The organism is Streptococcus mitis SK1080 (assembly GCF_000220085.1).
In the GTDB taxonomy this organism is placed as follows: Bacteria; Bacillota; Bacilli; order Lactobacillales; family Streptococcaceae; genus Streptococcus; species Streptococcus mitis_K.
In genome coordinates this window covers 181,895-200,302 of sequence record NZ_AFQV01000023.1, presented here as the reverse complement: position 1 = coordinate 200,302, position 18,408 = coordinate 181,895, and the positions used below count along the sequence as shown (strand labels likewise).

At 39.7% G+C, this 18,408-nt stretch carries 18 protein-coding genes; 2 read left to right on the top strand and 16 right to left on the bottom strand.

Going from position 1 to position 18,408, the window contains the following annotated elements; translation table 11 throughout:
* Positions 1 to 15 precede the first annotated feature (15 nt).
* The 4 genes from HMPREF9957_RS10220 to typA form a co-directional block, all read right to left on the bottom strand.
* The gene (locus tag HMPREF9957_RS10220; RefSeq protein WP_000571287.1) at positions 16 to 657 is read right to left on the bottom strand and encodes an ABC transporter ATP-binding protein; all 642 of its coding nucleotides are present in this window, start codon (positions 655 to 657) and stop codon (positions 16 to 18) included.
* A gap of 1 nt (position 658) precedes the next feature.
* A complete protein-coding gene (locus HMPREF9957_RS10215) occupies positions 659 to 2,680 on the bottom strand; it encodes a bacteriocin-associated integral membrane family protein (RefSeq protein WP_000732403.1) in 2,022 nt (673 codons plus the stop codon).
* A gap of 523 nt (positions 2,681 to 3,203) precedes the next feature.
* Entirely contained in the window at positions 3,204 to 3,458 is a 255-nt protein-coding gene (locus HMPREF9957_RS10210; protein ID WP_000262803.1) for a DUF3165 family protein, read from the bottom strand.
* A gap of 19 nt (positions 3,459 to 3,477) precedes the next feature.
* The gene (gene typA / locus HMPREF9957_RS10205) at positions 3,478 to 5,319 is read right to left on the bottom strand and encodes a translational GTPase TypA (RefSeq protein ID WP_000164111.1); all 1,842 of its coding nucleotides are present in this window, start codon (positions 5,317 to 5,319) and stop codon (positions 3,478 to 3,480) included.
* A gap of 161 nt (positions 5,320 to 5,480) precedes the next feature.
* On the opposite strand from typA, the gene HMPREF9957_RS10200 reads away from it, so the two are divergent.
* Positions 5,481 to 6,206: a 16S rRNA pseudouridine(516) synthase gene (locus HMPREF9957_RS10200; protein WP_001235012.1), complete on the top strand. Its 726-nt coding sequence runs from the start codon at positions 5,481 to 5,483 to the stop codon at positions 6,204 to 6,206.
* 33 nt (positions 6,207 to 6,239) lie between these two features.
* Here HMPREF9957_RS10200 and HMPREF9957_RS10195 read toward each other — a convergent pair whose 3' ends face one another.
* From HMPREF9957_RS10195 to HMPREF9957_RS13195, 7 genes are all read right to left on the bottom strand, one after another.
* Positions 6,240 to 6,623: a rhodanese-like domain-containing protein gene (locus HMPREF9957_RS10195; RefSeq protein WP_000259257.1), complete on the bottom strand. Its 384-nt coding sequence runs from the start codon at positions 6,621 to 6,623 to the stop codon at positions 6,240 to 6,242.
* Complete coding sequence (locus tag HMPREF9957_RS10190) at positions 6,623 to 6,892, bottom strand: YqgQ family protein (RefSeq protein ID WP_000600089.1); 270 nt, start codon at positions 6,890 to 6,892, stop codon at positions 6,623 to 6,625. The genes HMPREF9957_RS10195 and HMPREF9957_RS10190 overlap by 1 nt, the downstream gene beginning before the upstream one ends.
* A 47-nt stretch (positions 6,893 to 6,939) precedes the next feature.
* Positions 6,940 to 7,536, bottom strand: a complete 597-nt coding sequence (locus HMPREF9957_RS10185; protein ID WP_000698195.1) for a response regulator transcription factor — start codon at positions 7,534 to 7,536, stop codon at positions 6,940 to 6,942.
* Complete coding sequence (locus HMPREF9957_RS13630; protein ID WP_255263240.1) at positions 7,517 to 8,317, bottom strand: sensor histidine kinase; 801 nt, start codon at positions 8,315 to 8,317, stop codon at positions 7,517 to 7,519. Before HMPREF9957_RS13630 ends, HMPREF9957_RS10185 begins: the two co-directional genes overlap by 20 nt.
* A gap of 854 nt (positions 8,318 to 9,171) precedes the next feature.
* Entirely contained in the window at positions 9,172 to 11,187 is a 2,016-nt protein-coding gene (locus HMPREF9957_RS10175) for an FtsX-like permease family protein (protein ID WP_000283296.1), read from the bottom strand.
* Positions 11,188 to 11,196: 9 nt separating this feature from the next.
* A complete protein-coding gene (locus tag HMPREF9957_RS10170; RefSeq protein ID WP_050541856.1) occupies positions 11,197 to 11,931 on the bottom strand; it encodes an ABC transporter ATP-binding protein in 735 nt (244 codons plus the stop codon).
* 131 nt (positions 11,932 to 12,062) lie between these two features.
* On the bottom strand, positions 12,063 to 12,170 hold the full coding sequence (locus tag HMPREF9957_RS13195) for a QVPTGV class sortase B protein-sorting domain-containing protein (protein ID WP_004256158.1): 108 nt from the start codon (positions 12,168 to 12,170) through the stop codon (positions 12,063 to 12,065).
* A gap of 709 nt (positions 12,171 to 12,879) precedes the next feature.
* On the opposite strand from HMPREF9957_RS13195, the gene HMPREF9957_RS10165 reads away from it, so the two are divergent.
* The gene (locus HMPREF9957_RS10165; protein WP_025170721.1) at positions 12,880 to 13,788 is read left to right on the top strand and encodes a LysR family transcriptional regulator; all 909 of its coding nucleotides are present in this window, start codon (positions 12,880 to 12,882) and stop codon (positions 13,786 to 13,788) included.
* 53 nt (positions 13,789 to 13,841) lie between these two features.
* Here the strand turns inward: HMPREF9957_RS10165 and HMPREF9957_RS10160 are convergent, their stop codons facing one another.
* The 5 genes from HMPREF9957_RS10160 to miaA are packed head-to-tail and all read right to left on the bottom strand — an operon-like array spanning position 13,842 to position 18,293.
* A complete protein-coding gene (locus HMPREF9957_RS10160; protein WP_001142149.1) occupies positions 13,842 to 14,597 on the bottom strand; it encodes an SDR family NAD(P)-dependent oxidoreductase in 756 nt (251 codons plus the stop codon).
* Between the two features lie 20 nt (positions 14,598 to 14,617).
* The gene (gene rnz / locus HMPREF9957_RS10155; RefSeq protein ID WP_000354334.1) at positions 14,618 to 15,547 is read right to left on the bottom strand and encodes a ribonuclease Z; all 930 of its coding nucleotides are present in this window, start codon (positions 15,545 to 15,547) and stop codon (positions 14,618 to 14,620) included.
* A 14-nt stretch (positions 15,548 to 15,561) separates the two neighbouring features.
* Positions 15,562 to 16,185: a hypothetical protein gene (locus HMPREF9957_RS10150; protein ID WP_000129710.1), complete on the bottom strand. Its 624-nt coding sequence runs from the start codon at positions 16,183 to 16,185 to the stop codon at positions 15,562 to 15,564.
* Positions 16,178 to 17,416 carry a GTPase HflX gene (hflX, locus tag HMPREF9957_RS10145; RefSeq protein WP_000573168.1) on the bottom strand — a complete coding sequence of 413 codons (1,239 nt, stop codon included), beginning with the start codon at positions 17,414 to 17,416 and terminating at the stop codon, positions 16,178 to 16,180. The genes HMPREF9957_RS10150 and hflX overlap by 8 nt, the downstream gene beginning before the upstream one ends.
* Entirely contained in the window at positions 17,409 to 18,293 is an 885-nt protein-coding gene (gene miaA, locus HMPREF9957_RS10140; protein ID WP_000850178.1) for a tRNA (adenosine(37)-N6)-dimethylallyltransferase MiaA, read from the bottom strand. Before miaA ends, hflX begins: the two co-directional genes overlap by 8 nt.
* Positions 18,294 to 18,408: the final 115 nt, after the last annotated feature.

Below are 18,408 nucleotides of genomic sequence, written 5' to 3'. Positions count from 1 at the left end.
CTGAATCTCGCCATATCATCTATGTGATAAATCGGTAACTCGAATGACTTGGTCCACTTGCTCCCAAATCAGAGGATTGTGGGTCGCAATAATAATAGTTCGATTCGGATTTTTTAAAGATTCTAGGATAGAAAGTAATTCCTCAGAGTTTTTGGGGTCTAGTGAAGCGGTTGGTTCATCTGCGAGAATCAAAGGTGGATCCTTTAAAATTATCTTCGCTAGTGCAACACGTTGTGCTTCTCCTCCTGATAATTCAAAGATAGGTTGCTTTAAATCTAAATAAGAGAGGTTAACACGGTTTAGAGCTTGTTTCATCAAAGACATTTTCTCTTTTTCTTTCAACTTTTTACCAACTAAACCCAGATTGAGATTCTCTTTGACGGTTTGGCTTTCAATTAAGCCAAAATCTTGAAATAAGTATCCCAAGTAATCTCTAAAGAAAACAGAAGGCTTGATGTCCTTGAGAGAAGTACCATCATAGATGATTTGTCCTTTGTCATATGGCTCTAATCGTCCAATCATATTCAAGAGTGTTGTCTTACCACAGCCACTTGTACCGATTAAGGCATAAATTTTCCCACCTTCAAAATGAAGATTCGTATCTGAAAATAGCTGACGGCTTCCAAATTTTTTAGATATATTCTTTAGTTCAATCATCCTATTTTCCTTTCATAATTGTCATAGAAACACGAGATTCTTTCTGAGCTTGACGGTAAAGCGTCAAAACTGCACTAGCTAGAAAGACTAATAAAGTGAGCAAGCCAATCACCAAGTCTCGACTGCTTAAAATAAAGAGACTAGCACCAAATACAAAACTGGCAAATTGACTAACCATATACTGAGCATGTGTTTCAAAAAATCGTAAACCTGAAATTCGTTTAATCAAAATATCTCGGCGGAATTGCTCGAAATATAGAAGATTGACAGAATAAAAGAGTAACAAGGAACTAGCTATCCCCACAATAGCTCCTAAGATTAAAGTTGCTGTTTCAGTTTGAACTTCATTATAACGAGTTAGATAAACACTTCTTCCTTCTTTAAGATAGGATACTTGCTCATAAATCCCAGCTTTCTTTAAGAGTTCTAGCCCACTCTCATATCCTTTGATAAAGAGTTGTTTTCCAGCATTGATAGACCAACTAGATTTGGAAATGATACTATCACCTGTAGATGTTGGAGTAAATACAACTAAAATCGGATCAGTTAAGTACTGGATGGATACTGGGCTTTCACCGTTATTATAAATAAATCGCTTTTCTCCAGTTGGAAGATAGATAACAATCGCTCTCATTTCATACTCTAAAGGAGCACTTGCCTCCTCACCAGATTTTCCATAATAACTCAATCTTTCTTCAAAAGCTTTCTTAAGTTCTGCTTCCTGTGAACGAAGAGATTCTGGTAATAAGAGTCCAAATTCCCCTTTTTGAAGATGGGCTAGTTTCTGTCTAGTCTCACCATTTACAGATACATTTTCCTTGTCCAAATAACTTGGACTGACATAGAGAACATTAGCATCTGGACTATAGGTATCCAGTGTCTCTCCCTGTTCATTTTTTCCTTGAGGATTTGCAAAATGAATGAGATTATCTTTTACAAATAGAGCCTGTTCTTCTTCGATTGCTTCCTTGGCAAAGGAATACCACTTATTCTGATTTTCTGTATCTTTTCCTCTATCACCTAAACCAAAAGAAATTTGATAATAATCTGCTCTATCCTTCCATGCTTGTTTTGAAATTTCAAGTTCTTTCAATCGTTGGTAAGACGTCAAACCTGTCTTAACAGCGTAGCCTACTGTAAAGACAGCAACTAACTGACACAATAGGGTTAAAGCCATCAAGCGTTTAAGGGGTAATCTGCCCTTGATAACGGGAACCAATGCTTTGTAACTCAAACTCATTAGGTAAAGGAGCATTAGTAAAATTGAAATCCCCAATAAAAACAAAAGATAAAAACTAATCCCAAAACCATAGGTAGCTAACAAGATAGGATAAAACAAACCTTGACTAAAAAGAACGACTCCCCCACCTAGGAAGGAAAGGAGGGCTGATAGAAGGAGCCACTTGATATCAGTTGATAAAGAATGCCCCATGATTGATAAGAGTGTCTGACCAGAAAAGAGTTTTATACCTGCTACTCTCATTTCCTTAATCCGAGTGATAATCACTAAAGCAAAGAAAGATAAGCCAAATATTGCTAAACTAATTAAAATAAGTGGATTTAGTAATATTCGAAAAGCAAGAGAATAGGGCGGTGTCTTTCGGTCAGCAATTGCTTTATAACCCAAATCTCCTAATTTATCGGCTAGCTTTTCTTTCGTCAAGGAGCCTGACAAAAGGAGATAACTATTTAGCGGATCACTACGTTCACGACTTTCTTGACTAGCTTCTTGGAATTCTTTTGGTAAAGTTCCCTGACCATAAGTTGCATAAGTAAAGTGAGTCGTCCCATCCTTACTCGGCTCTACGATTCTTCTAGCTATTAAACTCTGTTCTGAGTTTACAAAATTCTCTAATTCCTTTTCAAATACCTCACGCGTCGGTTCCTGAGTATCCTTTTTGACACGAAGTAAGGAGACGGAATCATAGCTTGCATATAAATATTGTGGCGCACGTAAGACAATAATCCAAGCAAGGAAGAAGCTGAGAAAAAAAGTTGATAGTAATATGAATAGTTTCTTCATAGTAGACTCCTTGTATAAGAGAATAACCCTATAGAACAAAGATTTTATGTTTTATAAATTCTTAGAATTATTTTCCTAGTTTAATCAATCACACCCTGAACAACAAGACAATAATACTCTTCAAAAATCTCTTCAAACCGCGTCAACGTCGCCTTGGATTATATATGTGACTGACTTCGTCAGTCTTATCTACAACCTCAAAGCAGTGCTTTGAGCAACCAGCGGCTAGTTTCCTAGTTTGCTCTTTGATTTTCATTGAGTATAAATTTAATCCTTTCTTATTTTGAAAACGATTTCTTATAACTTAAGTATATCACTTTCTATATAATCTATCAACATATTTTACCAAAATATTATTAGTAATAGAATTTTGCAATTCCCTAAAAAATAGATGTCATTAACGAATTTTATTCTAGTTTTTCCCATTCATATTATCCAAGCAAAAGAGATGATGTTATAGTAAAAAAACAATTCAAACTATTGTAAAATTCCTACCAAAAAAAGAGAGCCGAAACTCTCTTTTTTATCTTCTTTTACTTTTTTTGACTGGCATGAGTGTGATGTCTCTCACACTAAAGTAAGCTAGGATTAACATGGCTATTGCTAGGAATATTTCTGTTGGTAATTGAAAAATTTTCAGAAAAGATAGAGCCAACAAAACCAAAAGTGCCACTAAAATACATACCATAGCGACGATATTGACTGTCCCTTTAATGCTTTCTGGTGTTGCAAATACATAGAGTAGGAGCAGTAAAATTCCTAGGACTAAATAGACCATCTTTCTCTCTTTCTAGCTCTTATTCAGCTGATTTTTTCTTCTTGTTAGCTTTCTCACGCTCTGCTTTGTTAAGGATTTGTTTACGCAAACGGATAGACTCAGGCGTTACTTCCATGTACTCATCGTCGTTCAAGAACTCAAGAGACTCTTCAAGTGTCAAGATACGAGGTGTCTTGATAACAGCTGTTTGGTCCTTAGTAGCTGAACGAACGTTGGTCATTTGTTTCGCCTTAGTGATGTTAACTGTCAAGTCATTTTCACGAGAGTTTTCACCGATGATCATTCCTTCATAAACCTCAGTACCTGGGTTGACAAAGATCGTACCGCGTTCTTCGATAGACATGATTGAGTAAGTTGTAGCCTTACCAGCATCGATAGAAACAAGGGCACCACGGTGACGACCACCAATTTCACCTGGAATCAATGGCAAGTATTGGTCGAAGGTGTGGTTCATGATACCGTAACCACGAGTCATTGACAAGAACTCAGTTGAGTAACCAATCAACCCACGCGCTGGAACAAGGAAGACCAAACGAGTTTGACCATTACCAGTTGAAATCATATCCAACATTTCACCCTTACGTTCAGAAAGGCTTTGGATAACAGAACCTTGGTATTCTTCTGGAGTGTCGATTTGAACACGTTCGAATGGTTCACATTTAACACCGTCGATTTCTTTTACGATAACCTCTGGACGAGATACTTGAAGTTCATATCCCTCACGACGCATTGTTTCGATAAGGATTGACAAGTGCAATTCTCCACGACCTGAAACTGTCCATTTATCTGGTGAATCAGTTGGGTCAACACGAAGGGAAACGTCTGTTTGCAATTCAGCCTGCAAGCGTTCTTCTACCTTACGAGAAGTTACCCATTTACCTTCTTTACCAGCAAATGGTGAGTTGTTGACCAAGAAAGTCATTTGAAGAGTTGGCTCATCGATGTGTAGGATTGGAAGAGCTTCAACTGCGTCTGTCGGAGTGATGGTTTCGCCGACAAAGATATCTTCCATACCTGAAACGGCAATCAAGTCACCTGCTTTTGCTTCTTGGATTTCACGACGTTCCAAACCAAAGAAACCGAAGAGTTTTGTAACACGGAAGTTTTTAGTTGTGCCGTCAAGTTTAGAAAGGGTAACTTGGTCCCCAACCTTAACAGTACCACGGAAGACACGACCGATACCGATACGTCCAACGAAGTCATTGTAGTCCAAAAGTGATACTTGGAACTGCAAAGGCTCATCTGAGTTATCTACTGGAGCTGGGATATGGTCGATAATTGTGTCAAAGATTGGCGCCATAGTCGCTTCTTGGTCAGCTGGATCATCTGACAATGAAGAAGTTCCGTTGATCGCTGAAGCATACACCACTGGGAAGTCAAGCTGGTCGTCATCAGCCCCAAGCTCGATGAAAAGTTCCAAGACTTCGTCCACTACTTCTGCTGGACGAGCTGATGGTTTGTCGATTTTGTTAACAACCACGATTGGCACAAGGTCTTGTTCCAAGGCTTTTTTCAATACGAAACGAGTTTGTGGCATGGTTCCTTCGTAGGCATCTACGACCAAGACAACACCGTCAACCATTTTCATGATACGCTCAACTTCTCCACCGAAGTCCGCGTGTCCTGGTGTGTCCATGATATTGATACGAGTTCCGTTATAGGCAACGGCTGTATTTTTAGCAAGGATAGTAATTCCACGCTCTTTTTCGATATCATTTGAGTCCATAGCACGCTCAGCCAATTCAGTACGTGCATCAAGCGTTTCTGATTGTTTCAATAATTCGTCAACGAGGGTTGTTTTACCGTGGTCAACGTGGGCGATAATCGCAATGTTACGGATATCTTCTCTTAATTTTGTCATGATTTCCTCTATAATATTCAAAATTTATTTTCTAACTGAACGATTATACCATAATTTCAGGTAAATAACATAACTCAAGCAAGTGTAAATGTTTTCACTATGCTTTTCTTTTCACATCAAGCCTTTTCAAAGCAAGCGACTTATGATAAGATAGGCACAGTATGCGTTTAGATAATTTATTAGCCCAAGAAAAAATCAGTCGAAAGGCCATGAAACAAGCCTTACTAAAAGGAGAAATTTTAGTCGATGGTTGCCCAACCCGCTCCCTAGCCCAAAATATCGATACAGGACTGCAGGAACTCCTTTTTCAGGACCGAATCATTCGAGGTTATGAGCACACCTATCTTATGCTTCATAAGCCTGCTGGTGTCGTTACAGCCAACAAAGACAGGGAACTTCCAACTGTCATGGACCTGCTGTCACCTGACATCCAGTCTGACAAGCTCTATGCCGTCGGCCGACTGGACCGAAATACGACGGGACTCCTCCTCTTGACTGACAACGGTCCCTTGGGCTTTCAACTCCTCCATCCCCAATATCATGTCGATAAGACCTACCAAGTTGAGGTTAATGGACTTCTGACACCTGACCATATCCAAACCTTTCAAAAGGGAATTGTCTTTTTAGATGGCACTGTATGTAAACCTGCAAGACTAGAGATTCTATCTGCAAGTCCTTCCCTCAGTCAAGCCTCTATCACCATTTCAGAAGGAAAATTTCATCAAGTCAAGAAAATGTTCCTTTCGGTTGGTATCAAGGTGACTTCTCTCAAACGCACTCATTTTGGGCCTTGGAGTTTGGATGACAATCTTCAAGAAGGAGACTACCGTCCCCTCAACTCAGAAGAGCTGACAAGCATTCGTGAATTTCTCAGAAAAAGTGGTTAAAAAATGAGCTCGGAAACATCCAAGCTCATTTTCTTATTTCTCAACTTTGACTTTCCCTTTCCAAGAATCCAATCCATAAGAAAGGATATAAATCTCAGAAAAACCTTGTTTTTTCAAGTAAAGGGCTGCATTTGTAACTCGTTGCGCACGTTGGTTTTCGTAAAGAAGGACAGGTTTATCCTTACGAAGGGCTGCAAGACTAGTCTTCAACTGACTTGAAGGAATATTGCGGGCCCCAAGGATATGTTTTCTGTGGAATTCTGCTGGGTCACGCAAATCGATCAATTGACCCGTACGAATCAAGGCTTCAAATTCCTCATTGTCCACAATTTTAGCCGCACGGCGAATACGAAGATAGTTAAAGCCCATCCACGCCAACATTGCCAGTATAAGTGCCCACAAAATCCAAGTAACCATTAGTTCTTTTCTCCATTTTTCTCAATATAATCCAATTCTATCTTGTGCTCTCTGCGAAGAACCGCTTCCGCTTCCAGATAGTCTAATTTGTCCATCAACCCTGCATCGTAAATCCGAGAGAGCTCCAACTTCATCAGTTCAATATCATATAAGCGTTTTCCCATGTAAACAATAATACCAAATCGTTTGAGGAATTGCTGCACATCATAGAATGTTTTCATAAAACTCATTCTAGCAAAATTTTGTGTTTTTTTCAAGAAGAGAATCACACAAGAAGTATCACAGAAATTAAAAAAGCTACATCTTCTGCAGCTTTTTAATCAGGTGGAAAATAGCCCAACTGCTCAGCGATGTGAATCGCCTCCTGCCTGTTAGTCACTCCCAATTTTGAAAAGATATTGGCCAAGTGATTGGAAACTGTACGTTTACTCACATAGACCTTGTCACAGACATCATCAATGGTCAAGCCATTTCTAACCAGTTCTAGTATCTCGATTTCTCGTGGTGTTAACACCTCTACCATCACTTCATCTGAAAAGATCTTACCACCTAGATAAATCTTTTCCAGTTTTTTCACCAACTCATCTGGGTCCATACTTTTGTCCAAAAAGCCATAAGCCCCCATAACTTTAGCTCGGTGTTCATACATTTTTTTACTGTAACCTGTCAAAATCACAACCTTACTAGAACAACCATTGTCGATAATCTCTTGTGCCAAGGCCAGCCCATCATCTTGATACAGACTCGTCAGGTTGATATCAATCAAAATAATGTCGTAGTCATTAAAAGCAATCTCCGAAATAGTCGAAAAATTATCTACTAACTGGACCTTTTTAATGTTTTCCGATAACTCTAAAATCATCTTGATACTTTGGCTAAATAATTTATGATCATCAATTAACAAAATTTTCATAGCACAACTCCTTATCAATCGGGAGAGTAATTTCTACACGAAATCTCTTATTATTTTCAAAAATCTGCATCTGACCACCTAAAACACTAATTTTATTAGACATATTTTTCAAGCCATAACCTAAGGATTTTTCTGTTTGAAGGCAGTCATTTTCAGAAATGATAAAAATAGTGTCATCATGCACATCAATCTTCAAAGAAATCCTTCCACCACTAGCGTACTTAACGGCATTGGTCGTCAGTTCCTCAACCAGACGATAGGCAATTTTATCGTAAGGAGATAAAAGCCTAAAGTGGACAGGAAACTGTGTGACAACTTCATTTTCTGCGTGATAGCGCTTGACAATCCGATTAATCAGCCCTTGATACTGGATGTCTAACTGCTCGTCTATTTCTACCATTGGCTGATAATAATCCATCCGCTCGCGAATTCGCTGAACCAACTCCTCTGTCACCAGATTGATCTGTTCACCAAAAGCTTGATTGCTACTATATTTATTGAAATTTTTTATTGCCATCACATTTTGCAAGATTTCATTGTGAAGAAATTCGGAGAACTGTTGTTCTGTGTCTTCATTTGCCAGCAGACTTTTCACCATACGATTACGCTTTAAAAAGAGAACTTTTACATAATCCCTAGCATCTAGCATTTCAGCAGAACGAAAGAGGCGAATCAATTCTTCCGAACAAATCCCGAACAATAGTAACATGATATTCAAGACCAAAAAGCTCGTGTTTAAGTCTAAATGAAAGATGATGAAAATACCTACTAATAAAAACATAACTAGTAAAAATAAGTGTGAAAAAGCTTTTATATAGGACAATTTTAACTCTGATACTTTTTTTTGAAGAGAGCTGACAATCGTTTTGAAGTGTAAAAAAGCTAAGATGCCAAGAATTTCCAGATACCAGACTAGGTTCATCACTCCTGAGCCCGTCGTATTGATATACAAAAAGAAATAAGAAAGAGGCAATATTAAAGCTAATATCCACAAATTTCGTCTCTGATACTTGAGTTTACTTTTCAACTCTTTATGATATAAAATCAGTAAAATCAAGGGAACAAGGTTTAAAAAGAAAGACGTAAACAAGGACAGAAATAGAAAAATTGAAGGACTTAACAGATACGAACTAACAGCGATTAGTGTCAACACAAAGGACACACTCAACAGTTCTTCTCCTATTTTCTCTCCCAGAAAGATAATAGACAGAGAACTATATACCAATAAAAAAGAGTTGAGCGGATGAAGAATATCAAAAAAGTGCAACAGGGTGTTCGTAACTCCTTGATTAAATATGGATTGCCAGCTAATGAGAAACATCATCAGGAGCAACCAAAGTTTCAACTCACTATACCGAAAGGTCACAATATTACAAATATAACTAAATGCAATTAAAGCAATAATCAGCAATAAAACCATCTGCAAGGAAAAATCTGTCGAAAAGTCCAGAGGAATCCTATAATAAATATAAATCATTAAAGCTAGATGATTAAAAATCGTCAACCACCACAATAAAAGTGAGTTTTTCGAGAGCGATTTGACAAACTGTTTCATATGTATCCACTTCCTGAACTACTTTAATATCATTATAACACAATACCAGAATTGTCGGATAGGCAACTCTGGTATTTGACTTAATTTTCAATAATTTGCCAACTTACTCTGTAAGTCACTAGCAAGTAAAGAACAAAGAGTAAAACCGCTACTCCCAGATAGGTGATATCTATAGAAATGCTGGTATTAGCGAAATTCTCAAAATAACCCAAAAGAGCGGTACTCAAGGCAAGTGCTAGCGGACCTGCGATGACCAGCGGAACCAAGAAATAACTTAGAATCTGTTGCAAAAGAATAGAGCGATTTTGCTTTCTCTTGTTCCCAAGAAGGTATAAGATTTGATAATCATTTACACTATCCAAAGCACTTGTAGAAGTTTGAAGGGACAAGATACTAAGGGAAATAATGATAAAAATAACACTGACAAAAATCATGACAAAGACGATGACGCCCATAAATCCAAGATAAATCTCAAAAATTCTTCCTTTGGTTTGATAGGTGAACGAATTCAACTCTGCTCCATCACGAGTGAAGTAGTATTTTTCTATCCACTGACTTAAGAATGTTTCTACTTTCCGTTTATCGATATTTTCCTTGAAATTGGCAACATAGGTCGTGTGGTCTTCCGTCAATCCAACTACTACCTTATCTGGTACAATTAAGGTTCCTGTGTCATTTGTACCCACTGACGATAAAAAGTAAACTGTTTCAAGTGGCTTTGAAGAGGCAAGGTTGAGAGAATGACCGTTAATCATGAGGGTTTTGGTCGTTGATAGAAATTCCTGAATCTGCTTGGCAGTTCCTTTATAATTGGCATTGACTAGAAATTGGTCTTCTGCCAAGTCAACCTCTCTTTCACCTTGCAGTTTGCGGAGATGATTGTAGGCAGAAATTCCTAAAATCGGTACTTTTGATTCAGGAAGTTCCTTATCATGCGCCCAGAGATTGCTAGTATCAATCAAATCTTTATAGGTTAAATCACTAGAATAGATAGGATAGCTGTACTCTTCTTTGATGAAATTAAAGTCAAAGCCATCGGCTTTCAATCTGTCTTTGACAGATTCCTGAGAAAATTGAAACTCTTTACCACGGTAGAGATTGACAGTTACATCATAAGGTGAGTATTTGTTCAGCTCTCGGTTCATAGTCGTATAGGCACTACCACTAAAAACTAGTAAGCTGAGAGCCAGTGTCAAGGTCAAGGATAAGACAGCCAACGTGACCGAATTACTATCAGCTTGTTTTGAAAATTGACGGATTTTAAAAGTGTTTAGTTTGTTATAGTAGGTTTGAGGCAGTTTTCTAAGGGAGACCAAGATAAAATGGCTCAAGGTATTGTAAAATAAAATCACAAAAATCACGAAGACAGATACCAGCAAGATACCCCAGCTTTTCAAGAATGATAGATGGTGATAGTCTGAAAAATAGAGAGCACCAAAACCGATAACAGCTGTCGAAAGAATAAAGAGAAGTGCTTGAAGAACTGGCTTGCCTTTTGCTAAGACAGATTTTTTGACCCCATTTTCTTGAATGAGTGCAATGATATTTTGCTTTCTAAAGGTAAGAATGTCCATGACACCAACAATAAAACTGGTTACCAAATAGGAATAAATTAGTAAGATGACAGACTTGCTATCAAAGAAAACCAGATTACCAAAGTAATTAGCCATAAAAAACTCAGATGCAATCTTAGCTAGAATGACCAGTAAGATCACTCCAAGCAAGAAACCTAGAATCAAGGAAAAGATATTGACCAGCATGGTTTCAAAGAACAGGGTACGGATAATCTGCTTCTTCTTCATTCCCAGCGTTGCATAAAGTCCCAACTCTTTCTTGCGCCGTCCCATCACAAAATTTGTGGCGTAAACGATGAGAAAGGCAATCGCCGATAGAATCAGATAGGAAAGCAAGCCCATGTACTGGCTCATCACCGTCGTTAACATTTCCTTTGCTCCTGATAAACTTTGCATCACTGGATGGCTTGGTAAAGCATTAAAAGCGTAGAGCAAGCTATAAATCAAGGTCAGACTGAAAAAATAGATGGTATAGGTTTGTAAATTTCGAAATACATTTCGTAAAATCAATTTTGGATACATACTCTCCTCCTATCTGGTACGGCTGTAAATCTCTTGCAAATACTGTTCATTAGATAAGCTGTTACGTTCCAAATCATCCATAATCTTTCCATCGCTAAGTAGCACCATCCGTGAAGAGTACTTGGCTGCGGCAGGGTCATGCGTAACCAGTAAAATGGTAATACCAAAACTTTTATTGATTTCCTGCAAAAGCGCCATCAGTTTTTCAGAATTGGCAGAGTCCAAGGCTCCTGTCGGCTCATCTGCAATAATCAGTTTAGAATCATCAATCAAGGCTCTAGCAGTTGCCACACGTTGTCGCTGACCACCTGATAACTGATTAGGAAACTTATCTTTTAAGTTCTGGATGGCCAGCTTATCCAAAATTTCCTCAATCTTATTCTGATGTTTTTTGATAGTTTTCCCCTGAATTTGAAGAGGTAGGACGATATTTTCATAGACCGTCAAGGTTTCCACCAAGTTGTAAGCTTGGAAAATATAGGAAATGTTTTTAGCACGATAGTCAGCTAGTTCATTTTCCTTGGCATGGATGATGTCAAAATCTTCAAATCGAATCTCACCTGATGTTGGTTTATCAATCGTTGAAATACAGTTGAGGAGTGTTGTTTTTCCACTACCACTGGCACCCATAATTGCCAGAAATTCTCCTTTTTCAACGGACAAGTTCACATCTAATAAAGCATGAACGATATTATCCCCTTGACCAAATGTTTTCGTTAATCCTGTCACGATAAGCTGTTTCATCATTTCATTCCTCCGTTTCTTTATTACGCTCTCATTATACGGTTTCTTTCAAGGTTTGCCATGAGTATTTTGTGCAATACATTCAAGTAATAAAAAAACCGATTCCTTTTTCAGGTATCGGTCGATGTTGATTATTTGCGATCGTTTCTTTTTTTCATAAAGTAAACAATCCCTATGACAACAACTCCTAAGACCAGTACAGGTGCATAGAATTCTAGTGTTCCAATAATTCCTTCCATTTTATCCTCCTGTCAAAAAATAGAGGTGGTTTTATCCACAGCGCACGTTTGGCGAAGTACATTCATAAGAATGTGTAAATCACCAAGCACAGCGCCCCTGTGCTGTTAATCTAACAGCCGTATCCTACCCAGCAGCAGATTTTCCATCCAATTCTTGGCTATTAATTTCCATAATCCAAAGAATCAATCTCAAAGTTGTCTTGTTTTATTTGTATTTCTCCCGTAAATATAACACCAAATCAAAATGTTGTCAATGTTTTGTAATAAAACACTAGAATTATCCTTTTGTTTTATCTAACAACGAACATTATTTCTCGTACACTCATAGGAATAGGTGAAACACAATCCACACAGATTTGCTAGCGTCATTTTAAAAGCTGTGTACCACTAGCTTCTGATTGCGCGGAAAGTTCTTGCTTTTCAACCTCGAAACTTAGAGAATCAATTTCTAAACGATTTGTATTTTTAGCCATAAGGTTGCCTCCTTCCTTCTTTTAGATGATCATCTTTACAATAACTAGTATAAACTCTAGTACTGGATAAATAATGAGTAAATCGTGCAAATTTCTTATTTTCGAGGAAAATTTTTAATCTTATTTACTAAATGATTTAGAAGTGTCTTCTTAACTACTTTACAGAGACTCACACAATGCTCTTGATTTTCCTATCTTCTTTGGCGATTCTGACGCAAGTGTGGTACAATAAAAACATGAGAATTCAACAATTACACTATATTATCAAAATCGTCGAAACTGGCTCCATGAATGAGGCAGCCAAGCAACTCTTTATCACCCAGCCGAGTCTTTCCAATGCTGTGAGAGATTTGGAAAATGAAATGGGCATTGAAATCTTTATCCGCAATCCCAAGGGGATCACCTTGACCCGTGATGGGATGGAGTTTCTCTCTTATGCCCGTCAGGTTGTCGAGCAAACTCAGCTTCTAGAGGAACGTTATAAAAATCCTGTCGCCCACCGTGAACTTTTTAGCGTTTCATCCCAGCACTATGCCTTTGTGGTCAATGCATTTGTCTCTCTGCTCAAGAAAAGTGATATGGAGAAATACGAGCTCTTCCTTCGTGAAACTCGGACTTGGGAGATTATCGACGACGTCAAGAACTTCCGTAGTGAGGTCGGTGTCCTATTTTTGAACAGCTACAATCGTGATGTTTTAACCAAGATGCTGGATGACAACCACCTGCTGGCTCACCATCTCTTCACAGCCCAACCCCATATCTTTGTCAGCAAGACCAACCCTCTGGCAAAGAAAGACAAGGTCAAACTGTCTGATTTGGAGAATTTCCCTTACCTCAGCTATGACCAAGGGACGCACAACTCCTTCTACTTTTCAGAAGAAATTCTTTCCCAAGAACACCACAAGAAATCTATCGTAGTCAGCGACCGTGCTACCCTCTTTAATCTCTTGATTGGTTTGGATGGATATACCATCGCAACAGGAATTTTGAACAGCAATCTCAACGGAGACAACATCGTTTCTATCCCACTGGACATTAACGACCCAATTGAGCTGGTCTATATCCAGCATGAAAAAACCAGCCTCTCTAAGATGGGCGAACGCTTTATCGACTATCTACTAGAAGAAGTCCAGTTTGATAGTTGAGAAATAATAAGAACCAATATGTAGGCTAGCAACAACCTGCATATTGGTTCTTTTTATTTATAATTAAAAGTCTCCCCTGCCAACTTATCAGCTAGCTTGGGAAAGAGAGTATAAAACTTATGGGCTAGGTTCAACAACATCGGGAGATTGAGTTCTCGTTTGTTTTTTCCTATAATCTTGACAATCTTTTTAGCCACTGCATCTGGCTCTAGCAGGAAACGGTCAACAGATTTGAGATAGGTGCCATCTGGGTCGGCTTGGTCAAAAAATCCTGTACGGATTGGTCCTGGATTGACTGTTGTCACATAGACTCCATAGGGCATAAGTTCGAGACGTAACGCATTTGAAAAGCCAATGGCCGCAAACTTGGTCGCTGAGTAGAGACTGGACTTGCCAGTAGCGATTAAACCTGCCATGCTGACGATATTGATGATATGGCCTTTTCGACTTTCCTTCATTCGAGCCGCAAGGCGACGAGACAGATTCATCAGGGCAAAGGTATTGACCTCAAACATCTGGTGAATATCTTGGTCAGAAATCTGGTCAAATTCCTCAAAAATCCCGTAACCAGCGTTGTTTATCAAGACATCAATCTTGCCATAGCGGAGATAGAGGTCAGTTACCAGAGATTCTAAGGCTAAGTCATCGGTAATATCAATTTCAATCAATTCTGCTTGTAGATGATTTCCATATAGCTCCGACATTTTTTCCTTATTTCTACCAAGCAAGATGAGTTGGTCATTTGGCAGGAGTTTGACCATTTCTTGGGCTAGGCCACCGCTAGCTCCAGTAATGAGAATAGTAGGCATACTGTTCCTTTCTCAATCTTTTAGATTTCCACTTCTTCCAAGTCTTTGACCACATGGACATTTTCAAAGACACTAGCAGCGTCTTTTTTGAGTTTGCTGATATCTTTTGAGAGGAAGCGAGCACTGATATGATTGAGCAAGAGGCGTTTAGCACCTGCTTCTACTGCTACTTGTGCAGCTTGCATATTAGTTGAGTGGCCATGGTTACGAGCAATTATTTCATCGCCCTTGCCATAAGTCGATTCATGAACCAGGACATCAGCATTGACAGCCAGACGCACACTGGCACTAGTTTTACGAGTATCACCAAGAATAGTGATAATTTTACCTGGACGTGGCGCTGAGATATAGTCTACTGCCTTTATTTCAGTACCATCTTCGAGAACAACGTCCTGACCGTTTTTAATTTTTCCAAAAAGTGGGCCAAATGGGACACCAGCAGACTTGAGTTTTTCAGCATCCAGCGTTCCTTCCAAGTCCTTTTGAATGACACGATAGCCAACACAGAAAATAGTATGATCCAGCTCCTCTGCATACACCGTAAATTTATCGGTCTCAAGGATTTTCCCTAAAGAATCTTGGTCAAACTCATGAAAATGAATGCGGTAAGGCAGGCGAGAACCTGACACACGAAGGCTGGTTAAGACAAATGATTTGATCCCTTGCGGTCCATAGATTTCCAAATCTGTCTGCTCTTCATTGGCCTGAAAGGCACGACTAGAAAGGAAACCTGGCAAGCCAAAGATATGGTCTCCATGCAGGTGGGTGATAAAGATTTTGCTGACCTTACGTGGTCGAATTGTGGTTTCCAGAATGCGATTTTGCGTACCTTCTCCACAGTCAAAGAGCCAAACTTCGTTAATCTCGTCCAAGAGTTTCAGGGCGAGACTTGAAACGTTGCGGGCTTTAGAGGGCTGACCTGCCCCCGTTCCTAAAAATTGAATATCCATTCGATACTTTCTAATTAATCAATATATAACATGGCTGTGCGGTTTTCCGATCGGAAATAGCGCTTGCCAGAAAAAGCAGCAGCTTCTTGCAGTAAATCCTCTTGGCTGTAACCTTTAAGACGCTTGCGACCATCAGCCAAGCTTTCCAAATCAGTCAAAGCTGTTAGACTCTCCATGCTAACAACTTCCTCATCTCCAACAGCCTTCATGTAAATCTTGCCAGATTCTTCAAAGACTAGTTGATGGGGGAAAATTTGCGCAATTTCAAAGAACAAGTCATCTGAGATTACCTCTTCATTTTCAGAGAAAATCCGACCCAGTCCCTCACTTTCATAACAAAAACCAAAGGATTTACCAGACAGGTTTAGGCGAATAAAGGGCTTGTTTTCTAAGGTGAAACTTGGCTCAGTATTGTAAAGATTCAGTTCCTGACTGAGTTCCGCAAAATAATCGGTTGCAGCTTGAGGACTCTTTTTTTGGTAAAGTTCTGCAAAGTAAGCATTGACCACGCTAGGCGGAGGTGTGATGAGAGCCAACTGCTCCTGCTCTGTCTTGCCAGCTAGAAGCTGATCCAGATATACCTTATCCAGACTTGTATAACCTCCATACTTTAGAGCCAACGTTTTGATATCAGTCATAAAATTCTTCTAACCTCCATTTGTTTTTCTCAGAAATGTAGCCTGTAATCACTTCGCCGTCTTCCTGATAATCACGTTCTTCCAAAATCGCAACACTTTCTAAATCATGAATCTTGTAGGACTTAGAAAAAGGCACGCGCAGGGTAAAGGTCTCAAAAATATCCTTGATTTTTTCTAAAAATAGTGCCTGCAAATTCTCACGACTATCCTCAGCCTTGGCAGAAATGAGGGCGTATGGCGTTTGAGTCGGCGTAAAATCCTCCACCAAATCCGCTTTATTATAGAGGGTCAGGCGAGGAATATCTTCCATATCTAAGTCTTTCATAATAGACAGAACCGTTTTTTCATGCTCCTCATGGTAAGGATTGCTGGCATCGATAACATGAACCAGAAGGTCCACATGCTTGCTTTCCTCCAAGGTTGACTTGAAACTGGATACCAACTCTGTCGGCAAATCTTGGATAAAGCCAACTGTATCTGTCAATGTTACTTGGAGATTGCCCCCAAGATGGATACTCTTAGTCGTCGCATCCAGAGTCGCAAAGAGCTCGTCAGCCTCATACTGGGTCTTACTGGTCAAGGTGTTCATGATAGTTGATTTCCCTGCATTGGTATAACCAATCAAACCAATCTTAAAGGTGCTAGACTCCAAACGCTTTTCTCTGACAGTCGCCCGATTTTTCTCAACCACCTTGAGCTGGCGCTCGATATCCGTGATTTGATTGCGAACACTACGACGGTTCAGCTCCAGCTGGCTTTCACCAGGTCCACGGGAACCAATTCCCCCTGCCTGACGGCTGAGCATAATTCCCTGACCAACCAAGCGAGGCAAGAGATATTTGAGCTGGGCTAAGTGGACTTGGAGCTTCCCTTCATGGCTTCGAGCTCGCATGGCAAAGATATCCAGAATCAACTGCATACGGTCAATGACCTTGACACCGAGAACTTCTTCTAAATTGACATTTTGCCTTGGCGTCAGACGGTTGTTGACGATGACAGTGGTAATTTCTTCTGCATCCACCATGAGCGCAATTTCTTCTAACTTACCAGAGCCGACGAAGGTCTTGGAATCATATTTTTCACGTTTTTGTCTGTAGCTATCTACAACGACTGCCCCAGCTGTCTTAGCTAGGCTGGCCAATTCTTCCATGGAGAGGTCAAAATTGTCCATGCCCTGCAATTCCACACCAATTAACAAGACGCGTTCCTCTTTTTTCTCCGTTTCAATCATCTAAAAACTCCTCTATCTGGCTTAAAATGCGGTCTTGCACACCAGATTCTCCAATCTGATAAAAGGTGACCTGCATGCGATTACGGAACCAGGTTAACTGACGCTTGGCAAAACGACGGGTCGCCTGTTTGAGACTCTCACTAGCTTCCTCCAAGGTTTGCTCTCCACGGAAATAAGGAAAGAGTTCCTTGTATCCAATACCTTTAGCAGCCTGCACATCAGGGTAATGGTCAAAAAGCCACTTGGCCTCATCCAAAAGCCCAGCCTCAAACATCAAGTCCACTCGGTGGTTGATACGCTCATAAAGTTGACTACGTTCATCATCCAAGCAGATAATCAATGGTTCATACAAGGTCTCTTGATTTTCCAAATCCTGACCAAAATGGGCAATTTCCAAGGCACGCATCGCACGACGACGATTAAACTGGGGAATCTCAAGGCCAGCTTGCTCCACCAGATGGGCTAATTCCTCATCTGTATAAGGCTCCAAGCTAGCCCGATAGGCCAAAATTTCCTCATGGGGAGTCTCCCCACCTAGGTGGTAGCCTTCAAGCAAGCTCTGGATATAAAGCCCAGTCCCACCGGCTATAATGGCTAGCTTGCCACGACTGTGAATATCCTCAATAGCCATCTTAGCTTCTGAAACAAAATCAAAAGCCGAGTAAGACTCGGTTACCTCTCTAACATCGATTAAATGATGAGGAACAGCTGCCTGCTCATCTGGACTAGCCTTAGCCGTCCCTATATCTAGACCTCGATAGACTTGTTGGCTATCTCCACTAACCACTTCGCCATTAAAACGCTTGGCCACTTCAATAGCAAGAGCCGTCTTTCCAACAGCAGTTGGTCCAACAATCACAATTATTTTTGTTTTCATCTTTTTTCCTTGAAAAATTCCCATTTTTTCGTTACTATTATTATAACACAAAAAGGTCAGTCAGAAAAATGTGACCTCTTGAGGAGGCTGGCTGATTAAGAAGATAAAGGAGGAA